Consider the following 19382-nt stretch of genomic DNA (forward strand, 5'->3'; position numbering starts at 1 on the left):
GGGGCACACCCGCCCCGGCCCCAACCCGAAAGGCACATCATGAGCACCGAATTCGCGCCCGAACTGCTCACCTGGACCGCTCGGCCGATCCCCGGCGCCCCGGACCGGGAGGTCATGTTCACCGACCTGTCCTGCGCCGACGGCACCCTCCACGGCGTCGTTTTCCACCTCAACGGCGAGACCTGGGCGACCGTGATCGGGGTCGACGAGAACGGCACCGAGACCAACAGGGCGCTCGCCCACGGCCCGTTCACGCGAGACGACGCGAAGGACTGGGTCCGCGACACGCTCCTGCTGCTCACCGCCCCCTGACCGGTTGGCGGGGTCGACGCACAACGGCGTGCGGAAGGGACCAACGACGCTCCCCCACAGACCCCGCCAACCCTCCACCGACCGACCGGAAGGACCGACATGAAACGCATCCGCATCGAAACCGGGTCCGACGTACGCCGCTGGGACACCTACGAACTCGACGTGCCCGACGACTTCGACGGCGACACCGACGCCGGACAGCAGTACCTGCGCGACCGGCTCGGCGCCAACAGCGGCATCACCCTGGTCGACACGAGCTACGAGAACGAGTACGAGAAGTACCCGCCGGAGAAGGCGGACATCAACACCTGGACGGTGATCTGAATGCCTCGCATCTACCGCGTCGTCGGTGTCGACAAGGACGACGTCGTCCAGTTCGAGTGGGAGATGGCGACAGCGAGAAGCGCCCGGAAGGCGGCCGCAAGAGCGAATCGGCGCGCCGCCAAGCTCGACTCCCCGCACACCTGGCGCGCCGAGTACGCCGACATCGAGTGGAAGGCACTCCCGTGATCCTCGCACCCGCCGCCATCCCCGCCCTCGCCGCTGTCGAGATCGAGTACGGCAACGCCGACCTCGACGACCAGCCCGTCGCCGACCTGCAGCACACCCTCCACACCGCCTGGCTCGAGTACCGCCACCGCGCCACCTCCAACCTCGACACCGAGGACCAGGCGTGGACCATCGGCCGCGTCGACGCCGCCCTCGCCCGCCACCGCGTCATCCGCGCCGAGATCATCGACGCCTACCAGGTCCTCCACACGGATCTCGACGCGCACACCCCGGTCAGGATCGCCGACCTGCGTGCCGTCGTGCTCGACGCCACCTACTCGCGGCGCCGCCTGTTCGATCAGGCCATCGAGGCGCTCGGCCGGGAGGAGGGCGTGCATGTGCGGACCGAGGCCGACAGGAAGCGGCTGACCCGCTCCGACCATGACGCCGCGGTGACGCTCGCCGGCACCCCGCGCCACCACCTGCTCATCGAAGCGTGAAAGGGACTCCCATGACTGACATTCCCAGCTGGATCGAGGTGGGCGCGCCGGTGGCGTTCGTGGTCGCTGGCAGCTACGCCGCGTCCGTGGCGTTCGGCACCATCACCAAGATCGGCAAGAGGGACATCATGGCCGAGGTCGACGGCCGCGTCGAGCGCTTCAACGTCTCCCGGCGCACCGACTACGACGGCGTCGCCTGGCTGTCACGCAGCAGCGGCGGCCGCTGGTCCACCTTCCACGAGCTGGGCCCGGCCGACTCGCCGCGCGCAGCTCACATGGCCGCGAAAGCCGGCAGGAGGCGGCCACCTACCGCATGGTCGCCACGTTCGAGAGCTTCCGCAACAGCAGCGAGGTCGCCGAGGCGAAGGTGCTGCGCGCGGCCGTCGACGAGTGGCTCGCCCTCCACGAGCGGCAGGAGAGCTGACGTCAACTCCCCCAACATCACCTCGACCTGCCGTGTGTGCGCTCAGCTCGTGTTCTGGATCGAGTGTCCGACCGGCGGCTGGTGGGCGCACGACGAGCACCCCGACGACGACCACGACGCGGTCGCGCCGTTCGAGCCGAAGCAGCGCATGGACGACTCCGGCTGGCTGCACACCGTTCACCCGGGAACCGGCCGTGACCGCTGACGACCAGCCCACCGAGCGCCCGGACCTGGCGGCGTGGCGGAAGCGGGCCGAGCTTCGCCGTTCCAGCGCCGCCCAGCCGATCCCGTCCGGCAAGACCTACCAGCGCAAACCGAAACATCCCCAAGAACAGGACAAACGAGATGGATAGCGCCGAACCTCAGCCGCTGATCCCTGCCCCGGATGCCCCGCACGCCTACGTGGCCGTCAGGCGCATGCACAGCGTCAACGCCGACCGGCCCGAGTGGGAGTACCCCGCTTACGTGGTTCCCGAGTGGGACCGCGAACGCATCGACGAACTCCGGCATTTCGGCTTCGCCCTCCTGCCGATCGGCCCGGACGGGGACACCGGCACCCGTGCCGTCACCGAGCCGCGCAAGATCACCGACTTCGGCGAGTTCACGCACCTGCCCATCGGGACCGTCGTCGCGGGCACTGACACCGGCACCGTCTTCGAGCGCGTCGACTGCGGATGGATGCGGATGGGGCACAACATCCCCTGCTACCACTACGAGGTCTTCGAGCACGACAAGGCCGCTGTCGTCCTGCGCATGGGGTCGGTGTCCGATGGCGCGTGACCGCGACACCCCGATCAGCCCGAATGCGTGTGGGTTGTGTGATGTCGACCGCGAGGAGCACCTCAACCTCTGGCACCCGGATGGGCCGGGCAGCGGCTGGCATCAGTGGATCGAACCGACCGACGCGCAACGCAAGCAACGACTCCTCGCTAGGAGAGCAGCATGAACAGCGACGACCTGGCCAAGCTTCTCGACCCCGAGGCGTGGGCATTCGGTTGGTCGACCCTCGGCGAGGCGATCGAGATCCAGACCAGGCGCGAGCGGAGCCAGGTGTACGCCGAGCGCCTCATCGCCTCCGGATACACGGTGGTGAAACGTCCCACATGCGGGCCGCCCGAGGAGAAGACGAGCGGTGTCGTCGAGCCGCTCGTGCTGGAGGACCTGCGTCGCATGGTTGCCGCCACGCAGGACTGGTCGCCGGTCACGATCGTTCAGGTCGCACGGCTGGGCAGCACCCTCAATCCCAAGCGCGGCGCGTCCGTGCTGACCGCGGTACGGGGCAGCCTCGCCGCGCATCGAAAGCGAGACCTCAAATGATGAAACCGCTGCTGTACCTCGACGTCGACGGCCCGCTGAACCCGTTCGGCGCGAAGCCGGAGAAGCGTCCGGCCGGGTACGAAACCCACCGGCTGATGCCCGCTGAGTGGCTGGCCCGGCATCCGAACACCCCGCCCGAGCGGGTCACCCCGCTGCGTGTGTGGCTGAACACCGAGCACGGGCCGCGGCTGCTCGCCCTGGCCGGCGTGTTCGAGCTGGTGTGGGCGACCACCTGGGAGCACGAGGCCAACGCGATGATCGGTCCGCTGATCGGGTTGCCGGAGCTGCCGGTCGTCGAGTGGGACGATCGGCCGCGGCTGAACGTTTCGGGCACGTACTGGAAGACGCCCCAGCTGATCGACCATGCGGCGGGGCGGCCGTTCGCGTGGGTCGACGACTGCATCACCCGCCGCGACCGCGAGTACGTGGACTGCTACCACGACGGGCCCGCGCTCCTGCGCTACGTCGACCCGGCGAAGGGGCTGCTCGACGACGACTTCACGACACTCGAGGCGTGGGGCACGTGTCAGTCCGGCGTGGCAGGATCGGCCGCATGACCACCGACCCGCTCGACCAGCCGATCTACACGCGCCGAGACCTGATGCGGATCGGCCACGCCCTCCTGCATGTCCCCCACACCGGGGAGATCGAGTTCACTGAGGGCCGCCCGCCCGCCGAGCCGACCCCCGACGTGCTGGTGTCGATGCTCGACCAGCTCGCCGGGATCCTGCGGGGGAAGATGGCCGCGCCGACCGAGGTCGAGAAGGCCGTGTGGGCGGCGTGGGGCGAGGTCGACGACAACGACCCGGCGCCGGTGAAACGGATCGCGGCGGCGCTCGGCATGACCCCGGCCGACGTGGCGTTCATCGTCTACCCGGCTGACGAGTTTGGGCCGTGGGACGACAGCCAGGAACCCGACCTCGAGGACGCTCATTTCGTGCCCGCCGCCGAGCAGGAAGACGACGCGCACGAGGACGACGAGCCGTGGACGTGCGATGTGTGCGACGAGCCCGCCGAGGTGATCGTGGTCCAGCCGAGCGAGGACGGCGGTCACCCGCATCCGCTGTGTGCCGAGCATGTCGAGCAGCTCGGCCGCGATCTCAAAGCCGACCGCGGCGACTAGGGTGGCCCCGGTGAGTTTCCAGGTTGGTGACAAGGTCCGGCTAGGTGAGACGGTGTCCACCGTCTACGAGGTGGTCGAGTTCGACGACGACCCGGCGATCGTGAAGGTCGTGCGGGCGGATGCCGGCGAGCATCCGGGGGTGTATCCGCACTGGTGGCGGGCAGATCTGCTGCGGCCGGTGGAGTGACGGCGATTGGGGCAGTGAGGTTTTCACACCAACCCCTAGACAGGTCGTAAATTACGACCTATAGTTAGTGATGTCAGCAGGGCAGGCAAACGGCCAGCCCTCACCCCCAGAGGGAGCATCCGATGACCACCACCACCGCCGGCACCTGGAACAACCGCGTCGACAGCTACGCCGTGTCCGTCGGCCAGACCATCATCGAAAGCCTCGGCGAGTTCGCCAACGAATACGACATCGACGCCATCGAAGGCGAGTACCGCGCCGCGATCGACGCCGCGCTGCCCGAGGGTCTGCAGCTGGTCGGCGACGAGTTCATCGCCGAGCTCGACGCCGACTACAGCGGCTACCCGGCCAGCGACGACGGCCGCCTCGACATCAAGGCCATCGTCGACGAGATCGATTTCTGGGCCATCGCCGAAAAGCACGAGGCCCCCTCCGTCTGGATCTACGAGGACAACTCCGGCGCCGTCTACATGGAGCGCGGAGGCGATGCCTGGGCGATCGGGCCGGTCACCGGCGACCTCGAGGGTCAGGCCACCGAGCACGCCAAGGCGTGGAACGCGCGCGACTGGGAGCCCAGCGAGGACGATGGCCAGACCCGCATCGCCGTCGCGCAGCTCGCCGACCTCGTCCACATCGCCACCTGGAACATCAACACCGGCCTCGACGTCGAGCGCGACGCCTACAGCGACCCCGTCGCGGGCGCCGGCGGCCGGGCGTTCCTCGGCGTCGACTCCGGCAACTGACCCCACATGGCCGCTCGCCCTCCCCCGGGTGAGCGGCCATTCCCACCTTAGGAGCGCCTCATGCCCACCAACCCCGCCGAGACGTCGGAACTCGACCTAGAGGGCAACCCGATCGGACCGATGACCGCGGCCGAGTTCAAGGTCGTGCGTGAGTACCTCGGCCTGACCACGAGGTGGCTGTCCGAACAGTTCAACGTCGACGAACGCAGCGTGCAGCGCTGGGAGGGCGGGCAGCGCGTCATCCCCGAAGCTGTCCGCGAAGCCATGGAAGCCCTGGAGGCGCACGCCGGTGAGATGGTCGGACGTCTCGTCGCCGTGCTCAACGACATGGCCGAGCCCGCGGTGCTCACCTACCGCACCGATCGCGAATTCCACCAGCACTTCCCCGAGGAGACCCGTCCGGCCGCGTGGCATCGGGCTGTGGTCGCCCGCGCGGTCCAGGAAGTGCCGGGCGTGTCGATCGACTACTGGAGCAGTGATGCAGCAGGCTGACAGTTTGGTGCCAGGCCAGCAGGTCAGCCTTGGCGAGGCGCTGAAACGAGCACCCGCAGCGCGTACATCGGCGGGACGCATCCGCGCGACCGCCCTGCCGAAGCTGCGCGACCAGACCCGCCAGTTCACCGCGGCGCCGTCCTACGACGAGAGCTCGGTCAGCGCCGAACCGTTGCTGCCTCAGATCACGCGTCACCTGGAAATCTCCGAGTTGTACTGGGTTTCGGTCGACATGGCCGCACTGGCAGTGTCGGCCGGTGCGGCACTGGATCTCGACGAGATCGACTTCGACGTCTGTCTCGCGCCGTCGCGCACCGGCCTGCTGCTGTTCGACGGCGGCGTCGGTGCGGTCACCTACGGAGACATCGACTGCCCTGTCGATGCCGTGTCTTGGGGGCCGATGGCCGGTGGCCGTGGTCTGCTGTTGTGCTTCTACGTCGCCCGCTGGCGGATCCGCGACGGGCTGAGCGCGGCTGACATCCAGCTCGACGACACGTCCACCCCGCCGTTGATCCCGATCAGCACCACCGAAGACGTCGGCGCTACCGGTAGCGCCGACCGTCCCGCTGACACAGTGCGGCGCGCGTTGATCGCGACCTGGCATCTGATGCAGCAGCCCACCGTGGCATGGACCGGCCGGGCCGAACCGGACAAGAAGACCGCTCGCGCCCACGCCCGGCTCGGCAAGGCGGTCGCCGAGGTCAACATCATCGACCTGCGCCGCCTCTATCAGGCGACCGACCCTGACCACGAGCCGGAGGAGAAACCCGGCCGGTACTCGCACCGATGGGTCGTGACCGGACACTGGCGCAACCAGCCCCACGGGCCGGACCGCGCGCAGCGCAAACGCATCTGGATCCCGGACCACGTGAAGGGCCCTGACGGCGCGCCGTTGCTGGTGCGCGAGCGGGTCAATGTGTGGCGCAGATGATGGTTTCGGTCTGCGGCGGGGATTGTGTTCCGGGCTTTCCCGAGAGACTTGACCGGTCGTAATTTACGACCTATAGTTGGGTCATCAGCGGGGCAGGCAACGGCCAGCCCCCACCCCCAGAGGGAGACCGACATGGACACCAAGCTCGCCGCCAAGATGATCCCCACCATCGCCACCCAGGTCGCCGCCGCCAACACCTACCGCGCCGCCTGCGACGCCGAGACCTTCGCCCGCCGCGTCGCCCTGATCGCCTCCCCCCAGCAGGCCGCCGAGATCGACGCCCTCCTCGAGACCATGTGGGCCCGCAACCGCTGACCGGCCCGGCCCCCGCTCCGGCGGGGGCCACCCGGCGTTAGCCTGGCAGGGTGCCCGAGGACGACGACCCGATCCCGGCCGAGCAGGCCGCGGTCATGGCGGTGGTGATCGACCACATCGAGCCGGACCGGCCGCTCACCGCGGAGCAGCTGCACGCGCTCCTGGTCGCCGAGGTGGCCGACCCGCCGAGCCTGGCCGACGTCCGGGACGCGCTGGCGATCCTGGCCATGCCGCACGTCGGCTACCGGCCGGGTGAGCCTTCGGCTGTCGTGCTGGAGCGGATGCGAGACATGCTCGATGAGGCCGAGTCCGGGCCGCCGCCAATCGACCTCGGCGACTTCCGGTACTGACCAGCCGCCGCTACGATTCGCTCATGTGTTCGAATCCGATCGTGTGGCGGCTCGGCTCCACGACCGGCCTCGACCCCAGCCAGCTCTACCGGGTCCGCGGCGGATGGGCCAGCCCCTCCCCCGCCGCCTGCCCGGCCGGCCACCCGCTCGGCCCGAACCGGGTCATCGTCGGCTCGGTCATGTGCCCCGACGTGCCCGGCACCGGCTGCCACCGCTCCTACCGGTGCCGCACCTGCGACGCGGTCATCCTGTGGCCGCCCGAGACCGCGGCCTGCGTGCACCGGCCATTCGACGGCCGATCAGTCCGCGATACCGGCGGCGTTCGCGAGTGAACGCAGGCTGCCGCTGGCACGGCGCTGCTGCTTGGCCGCGGTCTTGATCACCGACTTCACCGCGGAGCTGGACCGGAAGTGCTCCGAAGACGCCATCCGCGACTCGCACAGTGCGTTGATCGCCTCGTCGACATCACCGGCCAGCAGGTGCGCGCGGGCGGTGTCGATCCAGAAGTAGGCTTGACGTTCCTTGGGGAACCCCTTCGGCATCCGCGTGCTGCGGGCGATCTCCATCGCGCGGCCGGGCTCGCCCAGGTCGACCTCGGCGCACAGCTGGTAGAGCGCCAGGTTGGTCGGACCGACGGGGGTGTCGTAGATGATGCGGTCGCCGCCGATGTGTGGCGCCATCTGCGCGGCCTCGCGCAGGTGTGAGCGGGAGGCGTCGGCCTGCCCGGTTGCGGCCGCGATGGTGCCGGCACGCATGTGAAGGATGGTGAACACTGCTCCGGCGGTGGCGTCTTCGTCGACGAGCGGTTCGATGTCGCCGAGGGTCTTCTCGATCAGCCGCAGAGCCTGCTTGGTGGCGCCGACGCGGGCCAGCGTGGCCGCCTTGACGTAGGCGACGGTGGCAAGGAGCAGCGGGTCGCCGGATCGTGTTGCGGCCCATTCCATCCGCTCGGTCGCGGTGAGGCTGAGGTCGGTGTATCCGAGCTTGTGCGCGACGGTGTTCGCGGCGCGGTAGGCGTCGGTGAGCAGGGTGTAGGCCGGCGCGCCGACGTCGTTGCCGGAGATGAGAAGCTGATCGACGAGGTCAGGCAATGCGCCGATGATCTTGCGGTACTTGGTGTTCTTGCGCCACTCGGCGACCTGGGCGGACTGGAAGCGCAGGTCCTGGATCGGCCGCGGCTCGAGGTCGGGATCCATGAGGTCGGTCGCGGCGAGCGAGCGCCGCAGGACGGGCAGCACGTCGGCGAGGTCTGCGTAGTCCTCGGCGGTGCCGTACAGCCGTGACGCGTCGATCGCGAGCGCGCTGGCGATGGCGCCGATCCAGGTGGTGGATGCGGACGCGTGGCCTTTCTCGACCTTGGACAGCATGGATCGTGATACGCCGGCCCGGCGCGCAAGTTGTTCCTGGGTGAGGCCGGCCAGGTTGCGGTACTTCGCGATGTTCTCGCCGACGTCGTCGCCCTGCTTCATGCCCTGCACACTACGCCTGTTCATTTTGAACAATCATTGAACAATCGAACGTTCACACGGTCGTAGCGTCATCTTCAACGCCTCGCCGGGGCATCGCACCCGGCCGCATCTGAGGGGATGGGATGACAGCGATAGACGATACACAGCAGGCGGTGCTTGACGCGTTACGCCCGGGCGGACAGCTGTCTCTCTCGGCGCTCGCGGCCTCGGTCGAAAAGCCGCGGTGGCGTGTGTATCTGGCGGCGCGACGGTTGCGGCGCCGCGGTCTGGTGTGGCAGTACTTCTCCGGCCTGTGGGTCGCTAGCCCGACCGGCCAGGTCGCGCGATGAGCACCCGCAAGGGGCCGAGCGCGTTGGAGCAGTGGATGCTCGCGATGGTCATCAAGTACTGCGACGAAGAACCCCAGTCGGCAGAGATGCTCGCGAAGCTCACGAACCACAGCGAGCCCCACACCAGGAAGCTGCTGAAGCGGCTGGCCGAGCAGCGGCTGGCGAGTCACGGCGGGCGCAACCAGTGGCGGCCGACCCTGGCCGGGCTGAACTATGCCGACCAGCACCCGTACCCGCGTCGGCAGGCAGCGGCTTCGTGACCGACCCCGATCCGGACACGAAGCCGCCGGTCGCGGTCGGCTACCAGCGGACCAGCTTCGCCGATCTGCGCTCGGCGCGCGAGCGCCGCGGGATGCGGGACCTGGCCGACCGGTACGGCTACGTGTACGCGCGGACCGTGAACCCGGTCGGCGCCGAGCAGCCGGTCGCGGTGCTGCTCGCGATCATCGGCGAGCTGGAGGCCGAGGCGGTGTTCGTGCCGTCCCTCGAGGTGTTCGAGGGCGGCGCGATCCCCCAAGAGCTTTTCGAGGCGGTCGTCGACGTGAACGTCGTCGAGCCCGAACGAACCTACTCGCGGCGGTTCTCCGTCGGCGAGTCCGATTTCGGACTGTTGAGAGGAGGTGAGTAACCCAGATGCAGCAGATCCTCGGGACTGCCGGGCCTGATGGCAACGCCGGCAACTCCAACGCCAGCTTCTTCGACGCGCGGCAGGAGGCGGCCTTCGGCCACTCCAGCTGCTCGAACACCCGCAAGTCGGCGGTGAGCGCGCACAACCCGGACGTGTCCCCGGAGTAGTTGCTTCACCCCCTGTTCTGCCCCGCAGCTTCCGTCACAAGTCGCGCGGGGTAGCGGCCCCCGGCATCCATGTGGTCATGGTGTCGGGGGTTCGCTGTCTGCGGGGTGGGGATAGCGAGAAGGCCCCGACGGATCGGGGCCTTCTGCTGGGTAAACCGCCCCCACGCGAGCCGAAGCTGTGTGTAGTGACCGGGACACGATACCCCGGCAGCTGGCCAGTTACGAGGCTGGCAGCTCAGGCCGCCCAATCTGGTTTGCGTCGTACAGCAGCCGTAGGAGCGCTTCGGTGATATCGACGCGTTTCGTAGGCAGGGTGAACTCGCCCCGGTAATTTCGGGTCTGGTCCGCCGCAGTCAGTTCCCAGGAACCACTGACTTCCTCAGCCTCTGGCGGGACATTGTTGAGCACGAGCAGCACGAAGTCGCCGGCGATCGGTGAGTAGCGACGGGGACGAACATCGGCGAGGTTCATGAACGCCGCGGCAGAATCATCGCGAGGATTCACGAGCCGGAACCCTTCAGGTATCTGAAAGTCACTGCGCCCGAGGCCCGCGATGGCAGGCCAGCCAGGCGTTGACCCGAGCAGCGGGGGGCGTGTGCCCCACGCAGGAGGCAGGTCCGGAAGAATGTCATCCACCGCGTCCTGTGCTTTCACTATGCCAGCTACACCGGACTGGAATTCGACCTCGATCTCCACCTCGCGCAAGTACGACTGACCATGGTTCACGATCTGCAGGTGCGGTCGCTCGGCTTTGCTCCAGATCACCGCGAGCAAGAACTCACTCCACGACTTTTTGACTAGGTATTCCCAGTTATCGAGCTCCTCGTCGAACTCCGCGGCGCTGCGGTTGTCTACGCCCAGGTAGCCGAGTGAGCCGAACGCGCGGCCGCCCTGGGCGCGGGCGCTCCCTCGGGCGAGGTGTTTGCGTACGTCGTCGATCCACTGCTGCTTCAAGCCAGATGGATACTTGGCCCGGTATGCGGCGCCTGTGACCAAAACGTCAACGTTGGCATCCGGCGGGCCGCCCGCTCGCAGCCTAGCGACGAGGTCGTCGATCTCCGCTGCGTTCGCTTCCCGTGTCTCGCTGGTTGGGCGAACGTAGACTGCCCCGTTGCGGAGCAGCGGAGTGCTCTTGGTGCCGTCCGAGAATTCCTTCTGACATGCGTAGATGGTTGATCCGTGCTCAGGCGGGTCGACCATGATGATGAGGACGACCTTGGTTGTGCCCGCTACCGGGAGTTGCCGGATCTCCCATCCAGGTTTGCTGCCGAATCCGGTGTACTGGCCGACGCGGCTACGCAGGTCCTTCTCGTCGATCTGGGCGACGCCGTCGATTGATCCGTGTGCAACGCCGATCACCATGAGTGCGTGGCCGGCGAAGTACTTCGCCGCGACGTCCGGCATGCGGTTGGACGCACCCAGGATGTACTTCGCGACCTTCGCCTGACCGCTCTTCGTTGTGACGTCGACGTCGCTCTTGGCCTCTAGGTAGTGGGTCTCGGTCCTGTCGCCGTTGTCTCGGATGTACTCGACGATCTCCCACAGTTGCCTGTCACCCTTGGGGTAGACGGTGAGGTCAAGGTCCATCACACGATCGTAAACATCGCCACCGACACGCACGATCGAGTTTCACCTCGGAGAGTGGTCCCACACAGGGATTCCGGCGGCGCGGGCGTGCCGCATGCAGTGCTGGGTGCTGATCGACTTGCCGAGTGGGAACGCCAGGCACAGGTCGGCGCCGAGCCGGATCATCTCGAGGTTGCGGCGCGGGCCGGCGGCCGGGCAGTACGGGGTTCCGTCGCGGCGATACCGCGGCGCGTGCTTGCAAGCAGGGTCGCAGTGCTCCCAGTCGGCCGGATGCGGCTCGAGCGGCAGACCAGCGCTCCCCCAGATGTCCGCCGCGATCGAGTCGGCGCCCTCGGCCGCCCCGTGTACGAGGATGATCGGGCCCGGTTGCAGGTGACGCCACGCCGCGGCGAGCGCGTCCCGGATGACCTGCCGATCGGTCCAGTCCCGCGAGCCGGTGACCAGCAGTCGTTTCACGCGAGGGCCACCACGTATTGCCAGTCCTGCACGTCCACGCTGCTCACCGCATGGCCAGCGTCAGCCAGTGCCGCCGCGACCCGCGCGCCGGTCTTGAGCGCCTGCGCGATCGTGGCGAGGTCATCGAGTTCCACGACGACATTGGCGTCCGGCGGTGAGGCCCACGGCTTACCCGCTGGCTGGTGCACGACAGAGGTGCGCCCGCCGAAGGGCTCGACCACCGGCCGGACGCGAGCGTCGAGTTCTTCCAGGTGACCGAGGGTTTCGACGTCGTTCCACCGATCGATCGTCTCGTCGGGTTCCACGAAGAGGCGAATGCTGACGGTCATAGCGATCTGCCTACACGAGGATGCCCGCGGCGGTAGCCGCCTGGACCCAGGTGTGCCATTCGTCGACCATGGCGTCGGCGAAGGCGAGGTCGGTGATGCCGGCGGGGTCGAGGATCTGTTTGGCGTCGAGGTTGTCGATCAGGCCGGGCACCTCAAGGTCGTCCATGCTGTCCCAGTACGGCGCGTTGACGAGCGTCAGGACCTTCACGAACACGGGGTACCGCTTCAGCTCCTGCAGGATGCGGGTGACCTGCGGCCGGTCGGTCGGGTCGTCGTCGGTCACGATCACCACGTACAGCGGCGCGGTCGTGGTCTTCGCCATGTCGAGCACGACCTCCAGAGCCGCGGCGAGGTAGGTGCCGCCCATCTGGTTCGGGCGGAAGATGTCGCGGTCGACGACGCCGGCGTAGTTGTCGAGGGTGACCTCGACGGTCGGCCAGACGCGGGAGTCGAACGGGATAACCGGGATCCGGCCGTCGCCGTCGATCTGCAACGCGAAGGCGAGGGCGCGGTCGACGAGCTGCTGCACCATGCCGCGCCGGTAGCCGGAGTCCATGGAGTAGGAGTGGTCGAGGATCATGGCGGCCTCGGCGCGGACTCCGTCGAGACCGGCCTTGGACAGCGAGATGCCCGCCTTGTCGAACTTCTTTGCCAGGTCGACCCCGGCGGCGGCGACGGTCGTGCGGGAGACGGCGGGGCCGGTGCCTTTGGTGAGGGTGACGGTGCGGGCCGCGGCCTGCACGCTGGCGGCGACTTCGGCGGTGGCCTGGGGGCGGGTGCGGGTGAAGATGCCCATGGTCAGGTGCTCCGTTCGGTGGGGTGGTCGAGGACGGTGAGGACGGCGTCGGCGAGCTGGTAGCAGTCGATCGCGGCTTCGCCGTCGTAGCCGGCGTTCGAGTCGATGCCGACGGATCCGCCGCCGTCCATGCCGCATCGGCCGAGCTGGTGGAGCATGTTGATGCTCAGCGCGTGCGCGATGCACTCGCGCCGGAACGCGGGGTCCTTCAGGTCTTCGGCGAGGTCGTCCCAGAACACGCTCACGGCGGCCTACCCGTAGGTGCAGTTGAGGTGCCAGCCGGGTTCGGCGTCGCCGACGTCCAGGCCGAGCAGTTCGACGAACCGCGCGAGCTGGCCGCGCCATTCCGGCTGCTCCACCAGCGGGTTCAGGCGTGTGGAGCTCCACCCATACACGTGCTGAACCGACGCCTTGATACGGACGGCGTACTGCGGGTCGCCGCCGTCGCATCCGTAGGAGTCGAGCTCGACCGGGACCGTGGCGAGTAGTTCGCGCCTGCGGTCTCGGCTGGCTGACCACGCCTGGTAGTCCGGCGAGGTCTCCTGGAACGTCTGCTGGCGGTCGCGGATCGTCTTCTCGGCGAGCTCGCGTGCCTCGCGCGGGAGTCGCCACAGCTCCTGACGCCCGTCTGGGTAGTCGGCCGGGAACGGGACTTCGATCCAGCCGAGGCGGCGGGCGAGTTCGTCTTCCCAGTCCTCGTCGTCCTGCATCCACTGGGGTTCGTTGGTGGTGTCGGTGTCGTAGTTGTACTCGGGTTCGGGGAGGTCGTAGCCGAAGTACACGTCGGCTGAGGGGCTGCTACCCATGGTGTCCTCCGAGGGGTTCGTCCTTGTAGGTGCGGGTGCCGTAGAAGTCCCGCTCGCTGGGCGCCAGCGAGTCGAGCGCCCAGTTGAAGATGTCGCAGATGGTCTGCATCGCCTCGGCGTCCTTCTCGTCGTAGAACGCGCCAAGCTCGCCGGTGCCGCCACCGTCCCAGTTGATGGCCATGATCGGGCGGGAGCCGTCGCCGGGTTTCGATCCGGCGGGCCACCACACGCACAGGCGGCCACCGTCATTGGCTTTCGCCCACGCGAGGGCGCGCTGAGCCATCTCGGGGTGGATGTCGGTCATTCGGTTGGTCTCCATTCGCCCTGGGTGCTGGTCCAGAGGCGTTGTAGTGGTCGGCCGGTGAACGCGGCGACGTCGCGGGCCTCTTCCTCGTCCGAGGTTTCGATGATGGCGAGGCCGTGTTCGTCGCGGACCGACCAGAGGTTGGTGGGCTGCCAGTCCGCCATGACGGTCATGCGTCGTCGTCCTGGTTGCGGCGGGTGAGTAGTTCGGTGGCCCAGCGGCGGCGATCGGCTATCTGCTGGTCGGTGAGGTGCACGCGCTCGGGCTGCATGTCTTCCTCGGTGAGTGCGGACATCAGCGCTCCCCGATGTTCGGGAAATTGCCGGATTCCGTGTCGCGCGGAATCGGCGAGTTTCCCGAACATTCCAGGTCAGAGCGGCGGAACGCGCGCGGCTTCACCGCGGCCTCGGCCAGCTTCGGCGCCGGGTCAGCCTGGTCGCCCTCGGCCATCAGCTTGTCGAACTGGTCGGCGGGCAACACGATCGGCGCGCACTCGTACTCGGCGATGGCCTGTTCCACGAGCAGCAGCGCGCTCTCGTAGTCGTCGCTGACGGCGATCAGCTCCAGCGCCTGGTACACGGCGGGCGCGTTCGGGAGGGCGCGCAGTGGGCCGGCGACGTGGTCCTCGATCAGCTCAGACACAATCCACGCGGCATCAGGGAGGACCGAGATCCTGCGGTCCTCGAGCGCCCACTTCAGGTAGACCGCGGCCTTGCGGAGGTCTTCGACGCCGTTCTTCTCGCGGTGCCGCCAGATGTACTTGAAGGCATTCCCGGCGCAGAACGTCATGTGCCGCGTGATCGCGATGCATTCGCAGGTGAACCGCGACTGCGTGTAGTGCGCGGGGTGATTCACAACGTCGGTCATCGGGTCCTCCTAGCAGCCTCGCCGCTGGGTCTTGCGGGCTTTGCGGGCGGCGCGGTTGCGGGCGCGCCGGCGGGCCTTCTCGGCGTCGGGGACGGTGCCCTGGTAGACGTGCTTGCCCTGGAGGGCGAACAGGCTCGCGCGCGCGTACGGGGTGCCGAGCAGCGGTTCACGCTCGACGGCCGGCCGGAACTGCGCGGGGATGATCTGCATCAGGCCGCGGCCGATGGAGGTGGTCATGCGAGGGTCTCCTGGTCAGGCGACTTCGAGGACGAGCGAGGCGATGGAGTCGAGGATGTCGGCGACGGATTCGCGGCACTGCCGGCTCTTTCCGTCGACCTGGACGATGGTCCGGTCGGGGTCGTCGGGGTCGGCCGCGATCACGCTGACCTGGCTGGCGCGCACGTACACCGGGTCGCCCTCGTCGTCGGTGAGGTGCAGGAAGGCGTCATTCATGCTGTGTGGTCTCCTGAGGTGAATCGGATTGCGGTCGCATCGGCGGTGCCGAGTTCCTGCCAGCCCTCGCCTTGTGGGTCCTCGCGCCACAACCGGACGGTGACGTCCTGCGGCCGAATCGGCAGCCGCGGTCGCTGCGGCCGGTACACCCAGCGACGGGTGACCGTGTCGTACGCGGCGCGCTCGTAGGTGACGGTGTTCAGCTCGACCGTGGGGGACGGGTTCTGGAAGTCGAGCGGCGAGAACCTGGCCGGAGCCACGGTTTCCACGCGCTCGACGTTGACCTCTACGGAACGCCCGTGCGCGTGCCCGCCCTCCATCACTCCCCCGACAGGCTTCGGCACCCATTGGGCAGTCACTGGATACCGGTCGGCCATAGCTTCCGAAGGCGTCGGCGTACCGGAGCTGACGGCCGTTTCAGAGAGGTGAATCACGACACCGGGGAAGCGCTCTCGGGCGGCGCGCTGCAGCACGGCTCGCAGTTGCAGCGCGACGATGTCGCTCCGCAGCCAGGTGCCACCACTGACTTGAACGGTGCATCGCAGGTTTTGCAGCGCGGCGACGCCCGCCATGTCCAGGACGCCGTGCATCGGCCGCCACACGCCAGCGGATGGTGGTGTGGCGGTGTAGATCTCCATCCACGGCCGCCCGCCGGGCTCGACACCGCGTTTCCAGGGGTTCGGGTTCTCCCGGTCCGCGTAGAGTTCGATTGTCTCGCGGCCGGTGCGCAGAACCCAGTGATGGTTCCAGAACCCGACACGGGCGGGAGAGTCGAGGGCTTCGAGCTCGTGCTGCATGAGGTCAACCACGTTGGCGCGCAGGCCGGTGGTGTCGTCGCAGCGCCACCAGCGCGGTTCGCCGGCCACCGGCCCCTCGTCCAGGCCGAGCGGGTCGGCGGGCAGCGACCGGAACGTCCACGGTGCCCACGGGTTCGTCGGGCTCGGGCGAAGGTAGTTGTCGGTGTACGAGCGGGGGTACTCGAACGCTGGCGGGATCACGCCTCCGTCGTCGAACCCCGGGGACGGTTGGGCGGGTGGCGTGAATTCGCCGTCGAAGGTCGATCCGGGGCAGACGACGGGGCTGGTGTCGTCGGCGTACCGGTATTCGGGGTCGACGTAGCCGAGGCGGCGCATGAGCTGCATGCGGCGGGTGATGGCGAGGCCGTGCCAGTCGGCGTGGCACCACGGGTGGGGGCAGGTGGTCTGGTTGACGTTGTGGTCGTAGCCGGACCGGTTGTCGTACTGGGACATCTGCCAGTCGACGAGTTCGTCGATCTCGTCCACGATGTCGCGGTCAGGCATCCCCGACCTCCTCGACGGTGGTCCCGTCCGGCACTTCGAGGATCAGTGCGGGGTCACCAGCGCGGTCTGGGCGCTCAGCGAACCGGATCGGGTAGGTCCAGCGAGGGTCGGAGTGCAGAACAGACAGGACCCATTCGGCGTCGGTTACTGGCGTCGCGCCGCAGAACTCAGCCGCGACCGCCAGCTGGGCGCCGGAGGGCGCGGTGAGCAGGATCGTGACGACCTTCCGCCAGGCGTTGAACTCCTCGCGGAAGTAGCCTTCCAGTTCGACAAGGTCATCGGACGCACCGTAGATCCGCAGCATGCACAGTTCGCGGTCAGGCATCGGCGTCACCGTCCAGCCAGGCCCGCACCGCGGTGAAGTCCACCGGGGTGCGACCGGGACCTTCGACAACGAAGCTGACATCCTCGATCTGGCTGGGCGAGATGTAGCAGTCGAAGGACAGCACCGACGAGAGACGGGCGAGGTCGTAGCCGAAGCTTGCCCACACGCGGGCTTCCGGCGTGCCGTTCATCCGTGCGCGTACCTGGTCCGCGAGTTCCCCGACGACGAACATGCGGGTGATACGCCAGCCTGGGATGTTGGCCGCGCATTCGTCGAGGGTCGACACGGTCCCGAATTTGGTTGGGTCTTCGACCCACGCCTTGTACATCCACGGCGTCATGCCGAGGTATTCGCGCAGGGATCGTGGGTCGTCGCCGTCGTGCCACTTTCCCACAAGGTCGTCGAGGTCAGGCATCGGCGGCCTTGGCCTGCTCGTCGAACCGGATGATCGTCTCGGGGCCGACTTCGTGCAGACGCACGGTGATGTTGTCTTCCGGGAAGCCGGTCCAGATCGCGATGTAGTGCGCGGTGATACTCGCCAAGAACTGTCGATCCGCGATGTCGAGCGTGCGACCAGGGAAGTCGGTGACCCGCACATGCCAGCAATCGGGGTACGAGTGATCGATCATCGGCGTGACAAGCACGTCATAGACCGGCGGCACAGGACGGGTCGGCTCGAGTTCGCGGATGGCGGCGGCGATCAGCCGGTCGCATTCGCGGGTGTCGACCTTGTCGACGTAGCCGTGTTCGTCGAAGGTGATGGGGACGGCGCCGCCGCGGCCGAGTGCCGCGTACAGGTCCCAGACCCAGTCGGAGTTGCCGAACGGCCGCTTGCCGCTGAATCCTTCCGTGTACTTCCACACCTCGGCGAGCAGCGCGATGAGGTAGCCGCGAATGGTGTCGGCGCCGCTGTCGTTGCCGGGTTCGAGGGGGAGTTCGAGGATTTCCGCTGGGGTCACACACTCATTCTCGAGCGCGCGTCAAACCCAGGATTTCGCGTGCGGCCGTGCGGATAGTGGGCCGCACGGCCGGCGGTCTACTTACGGGGTTTCAGGCCGGGGGTGCCGGGTTCGATGCCGTGTTCGCGGGCGATCTTCCGTACGTGCGGGGCGGTGTACGGGGAGGCTTCGGCGACCTTGGTCGGTAATTCGCCTTCGCGTAATGCATTCACAACGGCCGCTATTACTTCTTGTCGCGCCTTTTCGACGCGCTCGTTTAGGCTCTCGTACCGCTTGGTAGCGGCTATTAGCCTGTCCAGTGCTTCCGTCACGCCGCGATCGTATCGCCAGCGACAATTCCGAGGTTGCAGCAGAAACATAGAAAACGATACGCTAAAGCGCTTTCCTAAAGCGCTTTCCATGATCGGTTTAACGGCGGAGGTTCATAGCTTGTGACCAGCACTGATAGCGAATGCAGCATCGAGATTCTGCCGACCATTTCCAGCGGCGGCGTGCGCTGCTACACGGGCGTGTGTCGCCCCTGCGGCGTGTCGGTGATGGCTGCCACACGCGCGGACGCCCGCGCCCGCTGGGACCACCACCGCACAGTCCCCGCCCCGCCGGCCAGCGTGCTCACCGAGCCGGTGACCCGCGACCTGGTCGACGACTGGGCCGACTGGTTCCTCAACGGCCGCGGCTACCTACAGGCGTCGACGACCCGCTGCGCGCACGGGCGGCGGCTGACGGAGTTCTGCGACACCTGCGACTAGGCGGCGGCCGCGAGTTCGGTGGGCGGTTCCTGTTCGAGGCGGCGGGCGATCAGCTCGCAGTACCGCTCCTCCAGCTCGACACCGGTGGCGGGTCGGCCCAGGTTGCGGGCGGCGACGAGGGTGGAGCCGGAGCCGGCGAACGGGTCGGCGATGGCGCCTTCGCTGCGGTCGATGAGCAGCTCCATCAGCGTGACGGGTTTGGGGGTGGGGTGGCCGACCTTGCGGGCGAGGGAGCTCATGCCGACGCTGGTGCGCAGGACGGACCCGATGCGCCGGTGGGTGCCTTTGGGCCAGCGTCCCCACAGGTAGATTTCCTCGTGGGAGCTGCCGAACGCGCAGGCGAGGTCGCCCATGCCGGGGCCGGTGCCGTCGGTCTTGTCCCAGACGAGGACGAGTTTCGGGTTGGGCGGTCGGGGGATGCGCCAGGTGCCGAACACGGCGGCGGTGGAGCCAGGGTTGCGGGTGAACCAGGCAGCGAGGGCTTGGTCGCGGATTTCGGTGGTGTCGTCTCCGGCGATGAGTGTTTTTCGTCCGCCGCGGCCGGTGTAGCTCATTCCGTAGGGCGGGTCGGTGATGAGCGTTTCGGCGTCGAGCCATTCGGAATTGTCGAGGCATGATCCGTGGAATAGTCGGATATTGCCGGATTCGTAATACGGGGCCGCCATTCAAGCCCC

40 protein-coding genes are annotated in these 19382 nt (G+C 67.9%); 21 read left to right on the forward strand and 19 right to left on the reverse strand.

Annotated features, from left to right (window positions below):
- The first annotated feature begins 39 nt into the window (after nucleotides 1-39).
- The 17 genes from ON36_RS17750 (at nucleotide 40) to ON36_RS17820 (ending at nucleotide 7515) form a co-directional block, all read left to right on the forward strand.
- Nucleotides 40-312 carry a hypothetical protein gene (locus ON36_RS17750; RefSeq protein WP_043654484.1) on the forward strand — a complete coding sequence of 91 codons (273 nt, stop codon included), beginning with the start codon at nucleotides 40-42 and terminating at the stop codon, nucleotides 310-312.
- 99 nt (nucleotides 313-411) lie between these two features.
- A complete protein-coding gene (locus ON36_RS17755; RefSeq protein WP_043654486.1) occupies nucleotides 412-636 on the forward strand; it encodes a hypothetical protein in 225 nt (74 codons plus the stop codon).
- Entirely contained in the window at nucleotides 637-822 is a 186-nt protein-coding gene (locus ON36_RS17760) for a hypothetical protein (protein WP_043654489.1), read from the forward strand.
- Nucleotides 819-1301, forward strand: a complete 483-nt coding sequence (locus ON36_RS32820) for a hypothetical protein (protein WP_052314093.1) — start codon at nucleotides 819-821, stop codon at nucleotides 1299-1301. Before ON36_RS17760 ends, ON36_RS32820 begins: the two co-directional genes overlap by 4 nt.
- A gap of 11 nt (nucleotides 1302-1312) precedes the next feature.
- Nucleotides 1313-1930 (forward strand): hypothetical protein, encoded by a 618-nt coding sequence (locus tag ON36_RS34855; protein ID WP_157224918.1) that lies wholly within the window; start codon nucleotides 1313-1315, stop codon nucleotides 1928-1930.
- Nucleotides 1920-2078 carry a hypothetical protein gene (locus tag ON36_RS35490; protein ID WP_169334710.1) on the forward strand — a complete coding sequence of 53 codons (159 nt, stop codon included), beginning with the start codon at nucleotides 1920-1922 and terminating at the stop codon, nucleotides 2076-2078. The genes ON36_RS34855 and ON36_RS35490 overlap by 11 nt, the downstream gene beginning before the upstream one ends.
- Nucleotides 2071-2505: a hypothetical protein gene (locus ON36_RS17770; RefSeq protein ID WP_043654492.1), complete on the forward strand. Its 435-nt coding sequence runs from the start codon at nucleotides 2071-2073 to the stop codon at nucleotides 2503-2505. Before ON36_RS35490 ends, ON36_RS17770 begins: the two co-directional genes overlap by 8 nt.
- 162 nt (nucleotides 2506-2667) lie before the next feature.
- Nucleotides 2668-3042: a hypothetical protein gene (locus ON36_RS17775; RefSeq protein ID WP_043654494.1), complete on the forward strand. Its 375-nt coding sequence runs from the start codon at nucleotides 2668-2670 to the stop codon at nucleotides 3040-3042.
- Nucleotides 3039-3599, forward strand: a complete 561-nt coding sequence (locus ON36_RS17780; RefSeq protein ID WP_052314094.1) for an HAD domain-containing protein — start codon at nucleotides 3039-3041, stop codon at nucleotides 3597-3599. Before ON36_RS17775 ends, ON36_RS17780 begins: the two co-directional genes overlap by 4 nt.
- Entirely contained in the window at nucleotides 3596-4165 is a 570-nt protein-coding gene (locus ON36_RS17785) for a hypothetical protein (RefSeq protein WP_043654500.1), read from the forward strand. The genes ON36_RS17780 and ON36_RS17785 overlap by 4 nt, the downstream gene beginning before the upstream one ends.
- Before the next feature lie 10 nt (nucleotides 4166-4175).
- Nucleotides 4176-4352 (forward strand): hypothetical protein, encoded by a 177-nt coding sequence (locus tag ON36_RS17790; protein WP_157224919.1) that lies wholly within the window; start codon nucleotides 4176-4178, stop codon nucleotides 4350-4352.
- Nucleotides 4353-4474: 122 nt separating this feature from the next.
- Nucleotides 4475-5095 (forward strand): hypothetical protein, encoded by a 621-nt coding sequence (locus ON36_RS17795; RefSeq protein ID WP_043654504.1) that lies wholly within the window; start codon nucleotides 4475-4477, stop codon nucleotides 5093-5095.
- Between the two features lie 60 nt (nucleotides 5096-5155).
- A complete protein-coding gene (locus ON36_RS17800; RefSeq protein WP_043654507.1) occupies nucleotides 5156-5587 on the forward strand; it encodes a helix-turn-helix domain-containing protein in 432 nt (143 codons plus the stop codon).
- Nucleotides 5574-6518: a hypothetical protein gene (locus ON36_RS17805; protein ID WP_043654510.1), complete on the forward strand. Its 945-nt coding sequence runs from the start codon at nucleotides 5574-5576 to the stop codon at nucleotides 6516-6518. Before ON36_RS17800 ends, ON36_RS17805 begins: the two co-directional genes overlap by 14 nt.
- 132 nt (nucleotides 6519-6650) lie before the next feature.
- Complete coding sequence (locus ON36_RS17810) at nucleotides 6651-6833, forward strand: hypothetical protein (RefSeq protein WP_043654512.1); 183 nt, start codon at nucleotides 6651-6653, stop codon at nucleotides 6831-6833.
- 50 nt (nucleotides 6834-6883) lie between these two features.
- Nucleotides 6884-7183, forward strand: a complete 300-nt coding sequence (locus tag ON36_RS17815; RefSeq protein ID WP_043654515.1) for a hypothetical protein — start codon at nucleotides 6884-6886, stop codon at nucleotides 7181-7183.
- A 23-nt stretch (nucleotides 7184-7206) separates the two neighbouring features.
- Nucleotides 7207-7515, forward strand: coding sequence for a hypothetical protein (locus ON36_RS17820; RefSeq protein ID WP_043654518.1), 309 nt, complete (start codon nucleotides 7207-7209; stop codon nucleotides 7513-7515).
- On the opposite strand, the gene ON36_RS17825 is transcribed toward ON36_RS17820, so the two are convergent.
- Entirely contained in the window at nucleotides 7483-8676 is a 1194-nt protein-coding gene (locus ON36_RS17825; protein ID WP_043654521.1) for a helix-turn-helix domain-containing protein, read from the reverse strand. The genes ON36_RS17820 and ON36_RS17825 overlap by 33 nt on opposite strands.
- Nucleotides 8677-8977: 301 nt before the next feature.
- Here ON36_RS17825 and ON36_RS17830 point away from each other — a divergent pair, with 301 nt between their 5' ends.
- Genes ON36_RS17830 through ON36_RS34860 form a run of 3 tightly spaced genes read left to right on the forward strand, consistent with a single transcriptional unit; the run spans nucleotide 8978 to nucleotide 9776 of the window.
- Entirely contained in the window at nucleotides 8978-9241 is a 264-nt protein-coding gene (locus ON36_RS17830) for a hypothetical protein (RefSeq protein ID WP_043654524.1), read from the forward strand.
- Entirely contained in the window at nucleotides 9238-9609 is a 372-nt protein-coding gene (locus tag ON36_RS17835; RefSeq protein ID WP_043654527.1) for a hypothetical protein, read from the forward strand. The genes ON36_RS17830 and ON36_RS17835 overlap by 4 nt, the downstream gene beginning before the upstream one ends.
- A 5-nt stretch (nucleotides 9610-9614) precedes the next feature.
- On the forward strand, nucleotides 9615-9776 hold the full coding sequence (locus tag ON36_RS34860; protein WP_157224920.1) for a hypothetical protein: 162 nt from the start codon (nucleotides 9615-9617) through the stop codon (nucleotides 9774-9776).
- Between the two features lie 219 nt (nucleotides 9777-9995).
- On the opposite strand, the gene ON36_RS17840 is transcribed toward ON36_RS34860, so the two are convergent.
- The 17 genes from ON36_RS17840 to ON36_RS34870 form a co-directional block, all read right to left on the reverse strand.
- A complete protein-coding gene (locus ON36_RS17840; protein ID WP_157224921.1) occupies nucleotides 9996-11363 on the reverse strand; it encodes a hypothetical protein in 1368 nt (455 codons plus the stop codon).
- 42 nt (nucleotides 11364-11405) lie between these two features.
- Nucleotides 11406-11819, reverse strand: coding sequence for a DUF2493 domain-containing protein (locus tag ON36_RS17845; protein ID WP_043654530.1), 414 nt, complete (start codon nucleotides 11817-11819; stop codon nucleotides 11406-11408).
- Nucleotides 11816-12148, reverse strand: a complete 333-nt coding sequence (locus ON36_RS17850; protein WP_043654532.1) for a hypothetical protein — start codon at nucleotides 12146-12148, stop codon at nucleotides 11816-11818. The genes ON36_RS17845 and ON36_RS17850 overlap by 4 nt, the downstream gene beginning before the upstream one ends.
- Before the next feature lie 10 nt (nucleotides 12149-12158).
- Entirely contained in the window at nucleotides 12159-12944 is a 786-nt protein-coding gene (locus ON36_RS17855; RefSeq protein WP_043654535.1) for a VWA domain-containing protein, read from the reverse strand.
- 2 nt (nucleotides 12945-12946) lie between these two features.
- The gene (locus ON36_RS17860; protein ID WP_043654537.1) at nucleotides 12947-13189 is read right to left on the reverse strand and encodes a hypothetical protein; all 243 of its coding nucleotides are present in this window, start codon (nucleotides 13187-13189) and stop codon (nucleotides 12947-12949) included.
- Nucleotides 13190-13195: 6 nt separating this feature from the next.
- Entirely contained in the window at nucleotides 13196-13750 is a 555-nt protein-coding gene (locus ON36_RS17865) for a hypothetical protein (RefSeq protein WP_157224922.1), read from the reverse strand.
- Nucleotides 13743-14054: a hypothetical protein gene (locus ON36_RS17870; protein WP_043654542.1), complete on the reverse strand. Its 312-nt coding sequence runs from the start codon at nucleotides 14052-14054 to the stop codon at nucleotides 13743-13745. The genes ON36_RS17865 and ON36_RS17870 overlap by 8 nt, the downstream gene beginning before the upstream one ends.
- Nucleotides 14051-14227: a hypothetical protein gene (locus tag ON36_RS34865; RefSeq protein WP_157224923.1), complete on the reverse strand. Its 177-nt coding sequence runs from the start codon at nucleotides 14225-14227 to the stop codon at nucleotides 14051-14053. Before ON36_RS34865 ends, ON36_RS17870 begins: the two co-directional genes overlap by 4 nt.
- Complete coding sequence (locus ON36_RS36660) at nucleotides 14224-14349, reverse strand: hypothetical protein (RefSeq protein WP_281004869.1); 126 nt, start codon at nucleotides 14347-14349, stop codon at nucleotides 14224-14226. The genes ON36_RS34865 and ON36_RS36660 overlap by 4 nt, the downstream gene beginning before the upstream one ends.
- Nucleotides 14349-14921: a DUF3310 domain-containing protein gene (locus ON36_RS36260; protein ID WP_083885202.1), complete on the reverse strand. Its 573-nt coding sequence runs from the start codon at nucleotides 14919-14921 to the stop codon at nucleotides 14349-14351. The genes ON36_RS36660 and ON36_RS36260 overlap by 1 nt, the downstream gene beginning before the upstream one ends.
- A gap of 9 nt (nucleotides 14922-14930) precedes the next feature.
- Nucleotides 14931-15158 (reverse strand): hypothetical protein, encoded by a 228-nt coding sequence (locus tag ON36_RS17880; RefSeq protein WP_043654545.1) that lies wholly within the window; start codon nucleotides 15156-15158, stop codon nucleotides 14931-14933.
- A gap of 15 nt (nucleotides 15159-15173) precedes the next feature.
- Nucleotides 15174-15374 carry a hypothetical protein gene (locus ON36_RS17885; RefSeq protein WP_043654547.1) on the reverse strand — a complete coding sequence of 67 codons (201 nt, stop codon included), beginning with the start codon at nucleotides 15372-15374 and terminating at the stop codon, nucleotides 15174-15176.
- A complete protein-coding gene (locus ON36_RS32830; protein WP_052314097.1) occupies nucleotides 15371-16675 on the reverse strand; it encodes a hypothetical protein in 1305 nt (434 codons plus the stop codon). Before ON36_RS32830 ends, ON36_RS17885 begins: the two co-directional genes overlap by 4 nt.
- Entirely contained in the window at nucleotides 16668-17000 is a 333-nt protein-coding gene (locus ON36_RS17895; protein WP_157224924.1) for a hypothetical protein, read from the reverse strand. Before ON36_RS17895 ends, ON36_RS32830 begins: the two co-directional genes overlap by 8 nt.
- Nucleotides 16993-17415: a hypothetical protein gene (locus ON36_RS17900; protein WP_043654553.1), complete on the reverse strand. Its 423-nt coding sequence runs from the start codon at nucleotides 17413-17415 to the stop codon at nucleotides 16993-16995. The genes ON36_RS17895 and ON36_RS17900 overlap by 8 nt, the downstream gene beginning before the upstream one ends.
- A complete protein-coding gene (locus ON36_RS17905; protein ID WP_043654555.1) occupies nucleotides 17408-17959 on the reverse strand; it encodes a hypothetical protein in 552 nt (183 codons plus the stop codon). Before ON36_RS17905 ends, ON36_RS17900 begins: the two co-directional genes overlap by 8 nt.
- A 77-nt stretch (nucleotides 17960-18036) precedes the next feature.
- Nucleotides 18037-18270, reverse strand: a complete 234-nt coding sequence (locus ON36_RS34870; protein ID WP_157224925.1) for a hypothetical protein — start codon at nucleotides 18268-18270, stop codon at nucleotides 18037-18039.
- Nucleotides 18271-18495: 225 nt separating this feature from the next.
- Here ON36_RS34870 and ON36_RS17910 point away from each other — a divergent pair, with 225 nt between their 5' ends.
- A complete protein-coding gene (locus ON36_RS17910) occupies nucleotides 18496-18708 on the forward strand; it encodes a hypothetical protein (protein WP_043654558.1) in 213 nt (70 codons plus the stop codon).
- Here the strand turns inward: ON36_RS17910 and ON36_RS17915 are convergent.
- On the reverse strand, nucleotides 18705-19373 hold the full coding sequence (locus ON36_RS17915) for a DNA-methyltransferase (protein ID WP_043654561.1): 669 nt from the start codon (nucleotides 19371-19373) through the stop codon (nucleotides 18705-18707). The genes ON36_RS17910 and ON36_RS17915 overlap by 4 nt on opposite strands.
- Between the last annotated feature and the right edge of the window lie 9 nt (nucleotides 19374-19382).

It is taken from the genome of Nocardia thailandica NBRC 100428 (genome assembly GCF_000308795.1).
Classification (GTDB): Bacteria; Actinomycetota; Actinomycetes; order Mycobacteriales; family Mycobacteriaceae; genus Nocardia; species Nocardia thailandica.

Bases quoted from the DNA above. Each gene is read 5' to 3' on its own strand.
- ON36_RS17760 (WP_043654489.1), top strand. From the start codon at position 637: ATGCCTCGCATCTACCGCGTCGTCGGTGTCGACAAGGACGACGTCGTC.
- ON36_RS17770 (WP_043654492.1), top strand. From the start codon at position 2,071: ATGGATAGCGCCGAACCTCAGCCGCTGATCCCTGCCCCGGATGCCCCG.
- ON36_RS17750 (WP_043654484.1), top strand. From the start codon at position 40: ATGAGCACCGAATTCGCGCCCGAACTGCTCACCTGGACCGCTCGGCCG.
- ON36_RS17755 (WP_043654486.1), top strand. From the start codon at position 412: ATGAAACGCATCCGCATCGAAACCGGGTCCGACGTACGCCGCTGGGAC.
- ON36_RS17900 (WP_043654553.1), bottom strand. From the start codon at position 17,415: ATGCCTGACCTCGACGACCTTGTGGGAAAGTGGCACGACGGCGACGAC.
- ON36_RS17870 (WP_043654542.1), bottom strand. From the start codon at position 14,054: ATGACCGACATCCACCCCGAGATGGCTCAGCGCGCCCTCGCGTGGGCG.
- ON36_RS17855 (WP_043654535.1), bottom strand. From the start codon at position 12,944: ATGGGCATCTTCACCCGCACCCGCCCCCAGGCCACCGCCGAAGTCGCC.
- ON36_RS17915 (WP_043654561.1), bottom strand. From the start codon at position 19,373: ATGGCGGCCCCGTATTACGAATCCGGCAATATCCGACTATTCCACGGA.
- ON36_RS17820 (WP_043654518.1), top strand. From the start codon at position 7,207: ATGTGTTCGAATCCGATCGTGTGGCGGCTCGGCTCCACGACCGGCCTC.
- ON36_RS17800 (WP_043654507.1), top strand. From the start codon at position 5,156: ATGCCCACCAACCCCGCCGAGACGTCGGAACTCGACCTAGAGGGCAAC.
- ON36_RS32830 (WP_052314097.1), bottom strand. From the start codon at position 16,675: ATGCCTGACCGCGACATCGTGGACGAGATCGACGAACTCGTCGACTGG.
- ON36_RS17850 (WP_043654532.1), bottom strand. From the start codon at position 12,148: ATGACCGTCAGCATTCGCCTCTTCGTGGAACCCGACGAGACGATCGAT.
- ON36_RS17810 (WP_043654512.1), top strand. From the start codon at position 6,651: ATGGACACCAAGCTCGCCGCCAAGATGATCCCCACCATCGCCACCCAG.
- ON36_RS17795 (WP_043654504.1), top strand. From the start codon at position 4,475: ATGACCACCACCACCGCCGGCACCTGGAACAACCGCGTCGACAGCTAC.
- ON36_RS17840 (WP_157224921.1), bottom strand. From the start codon at position 11,363: ATGGACCTTGACCTCACCGTCTACCCCAAGGGTGACAGGCAACTGTGG.
- ON36_RS17830 (WP_043654524.1), top strand. From the start codon at position 8,978: ATGAGCACCCGCAAGGGGCCGAGCGCGTTGGAGCAGTGGATGCTCGCG.
- ON36_RS17865 (WP_157224922.1), bottom strand. From the start codon at position 13,750: ATGGGTAGCAGCCCCTCAGCCGACGTGTACTTCGGCTACGACCTCCCC.
- ON36_RS36260 (WP_083885202.1), bottom strand. From the start codon at position 14,921: ATGACCGACGTTGTGAATCACCCCGCGCACTACACGCAGTCGCGGTTC.
- ON36_RS17910 (WP_043654558.1), top strand. From the start codon at position 18,496: ATGGCTGCCACACGCGCGGACGCCCGCGCCCGCTGGGACCACCACCGC.
- ON36_RS34860 (WP_157224920.1), top strand. From the start codon at position 9,615: ATGCAGCAGATCCTCGGGACTGCCGGGCCTGATGGCAACGCCGGCAAC.
- ON36_RS17780 (WP_052314094.1), top strand. From the start codon at position 3,039: ATGATGAAACCGCTGCTGTACCTCGACGTCGACGGCCCGCTGAACCCG.
- ON36_RS34855 (WP_157224918.1), top strand. From the start codon at position 1,313: ATGACTGACATTCCCAGCTGGATCGAGGTGGGCGCGCCGGTGGCGTTC.
- ON36_RS17825 (WP_043654521.1), bottom strand. From the start codon at position 8,676: ATGAACAGGCGTAGTGTGCAGGGCATGAAGCAGGGCGACGACGTCGGC.
- ON36_RS17805 (WP_043654510.1), top strand. From the start codon at position 5,574: ATGCAGCAGGCTGACAGTTTGGTGCCAGGCCAGCAGGTCAGCCTTGGC.
- ON36_RS34865 (WP_157224923.1), bottom strand. From the start codon at position 14,227: ATGACCGTCATGGCGGACTGGCAGCCCACCAACCTCTGGTCGGTCCGC.
- ON36_RS17880 (WP_043654545.1), bottom strand. From the start codon at position 15,158: ATGACCACCTCCATCGGCCGCGGCCTGATGCAGATCATCCCCGCGCAG.
- ON36_RS17785 (WP_043654500.1), top strand. From the start codon at position 3,596: ATGACCACCGACCCGCTCGACCAGCCGATCTACACGCGCCGAGACCTG.
- ON36_RS17775 (WP_043654494.1), top strand. From the start codon at position 2,668: ATGAACAGCGACGACCTGGCCAAGCTTCTCGACCCCGAGGCGTGGGCA.
- ON36_RS17895 (WP_157224924.1), bottom strand. From the start codon at position 17,000: ATGCCTGACCGCGAACTGTGCATGCTGCGGATCTACGGTGCGTCCGAT.
- ON36_RS17885 (WP_043654547.1), bottom strand. From the start codon at position 15,374: ATGAATGACGCCTTCCTGCACCTCACCGACGACGAGGGCGACCCGGTG.
- ON36_RS36660 (WP_281004869.1), bottom strand. From the start codon at position 14,349: ATGTCCGCACTCACCGAGGAAGACATGCAGCCCGAGCGCGTGCACCTC.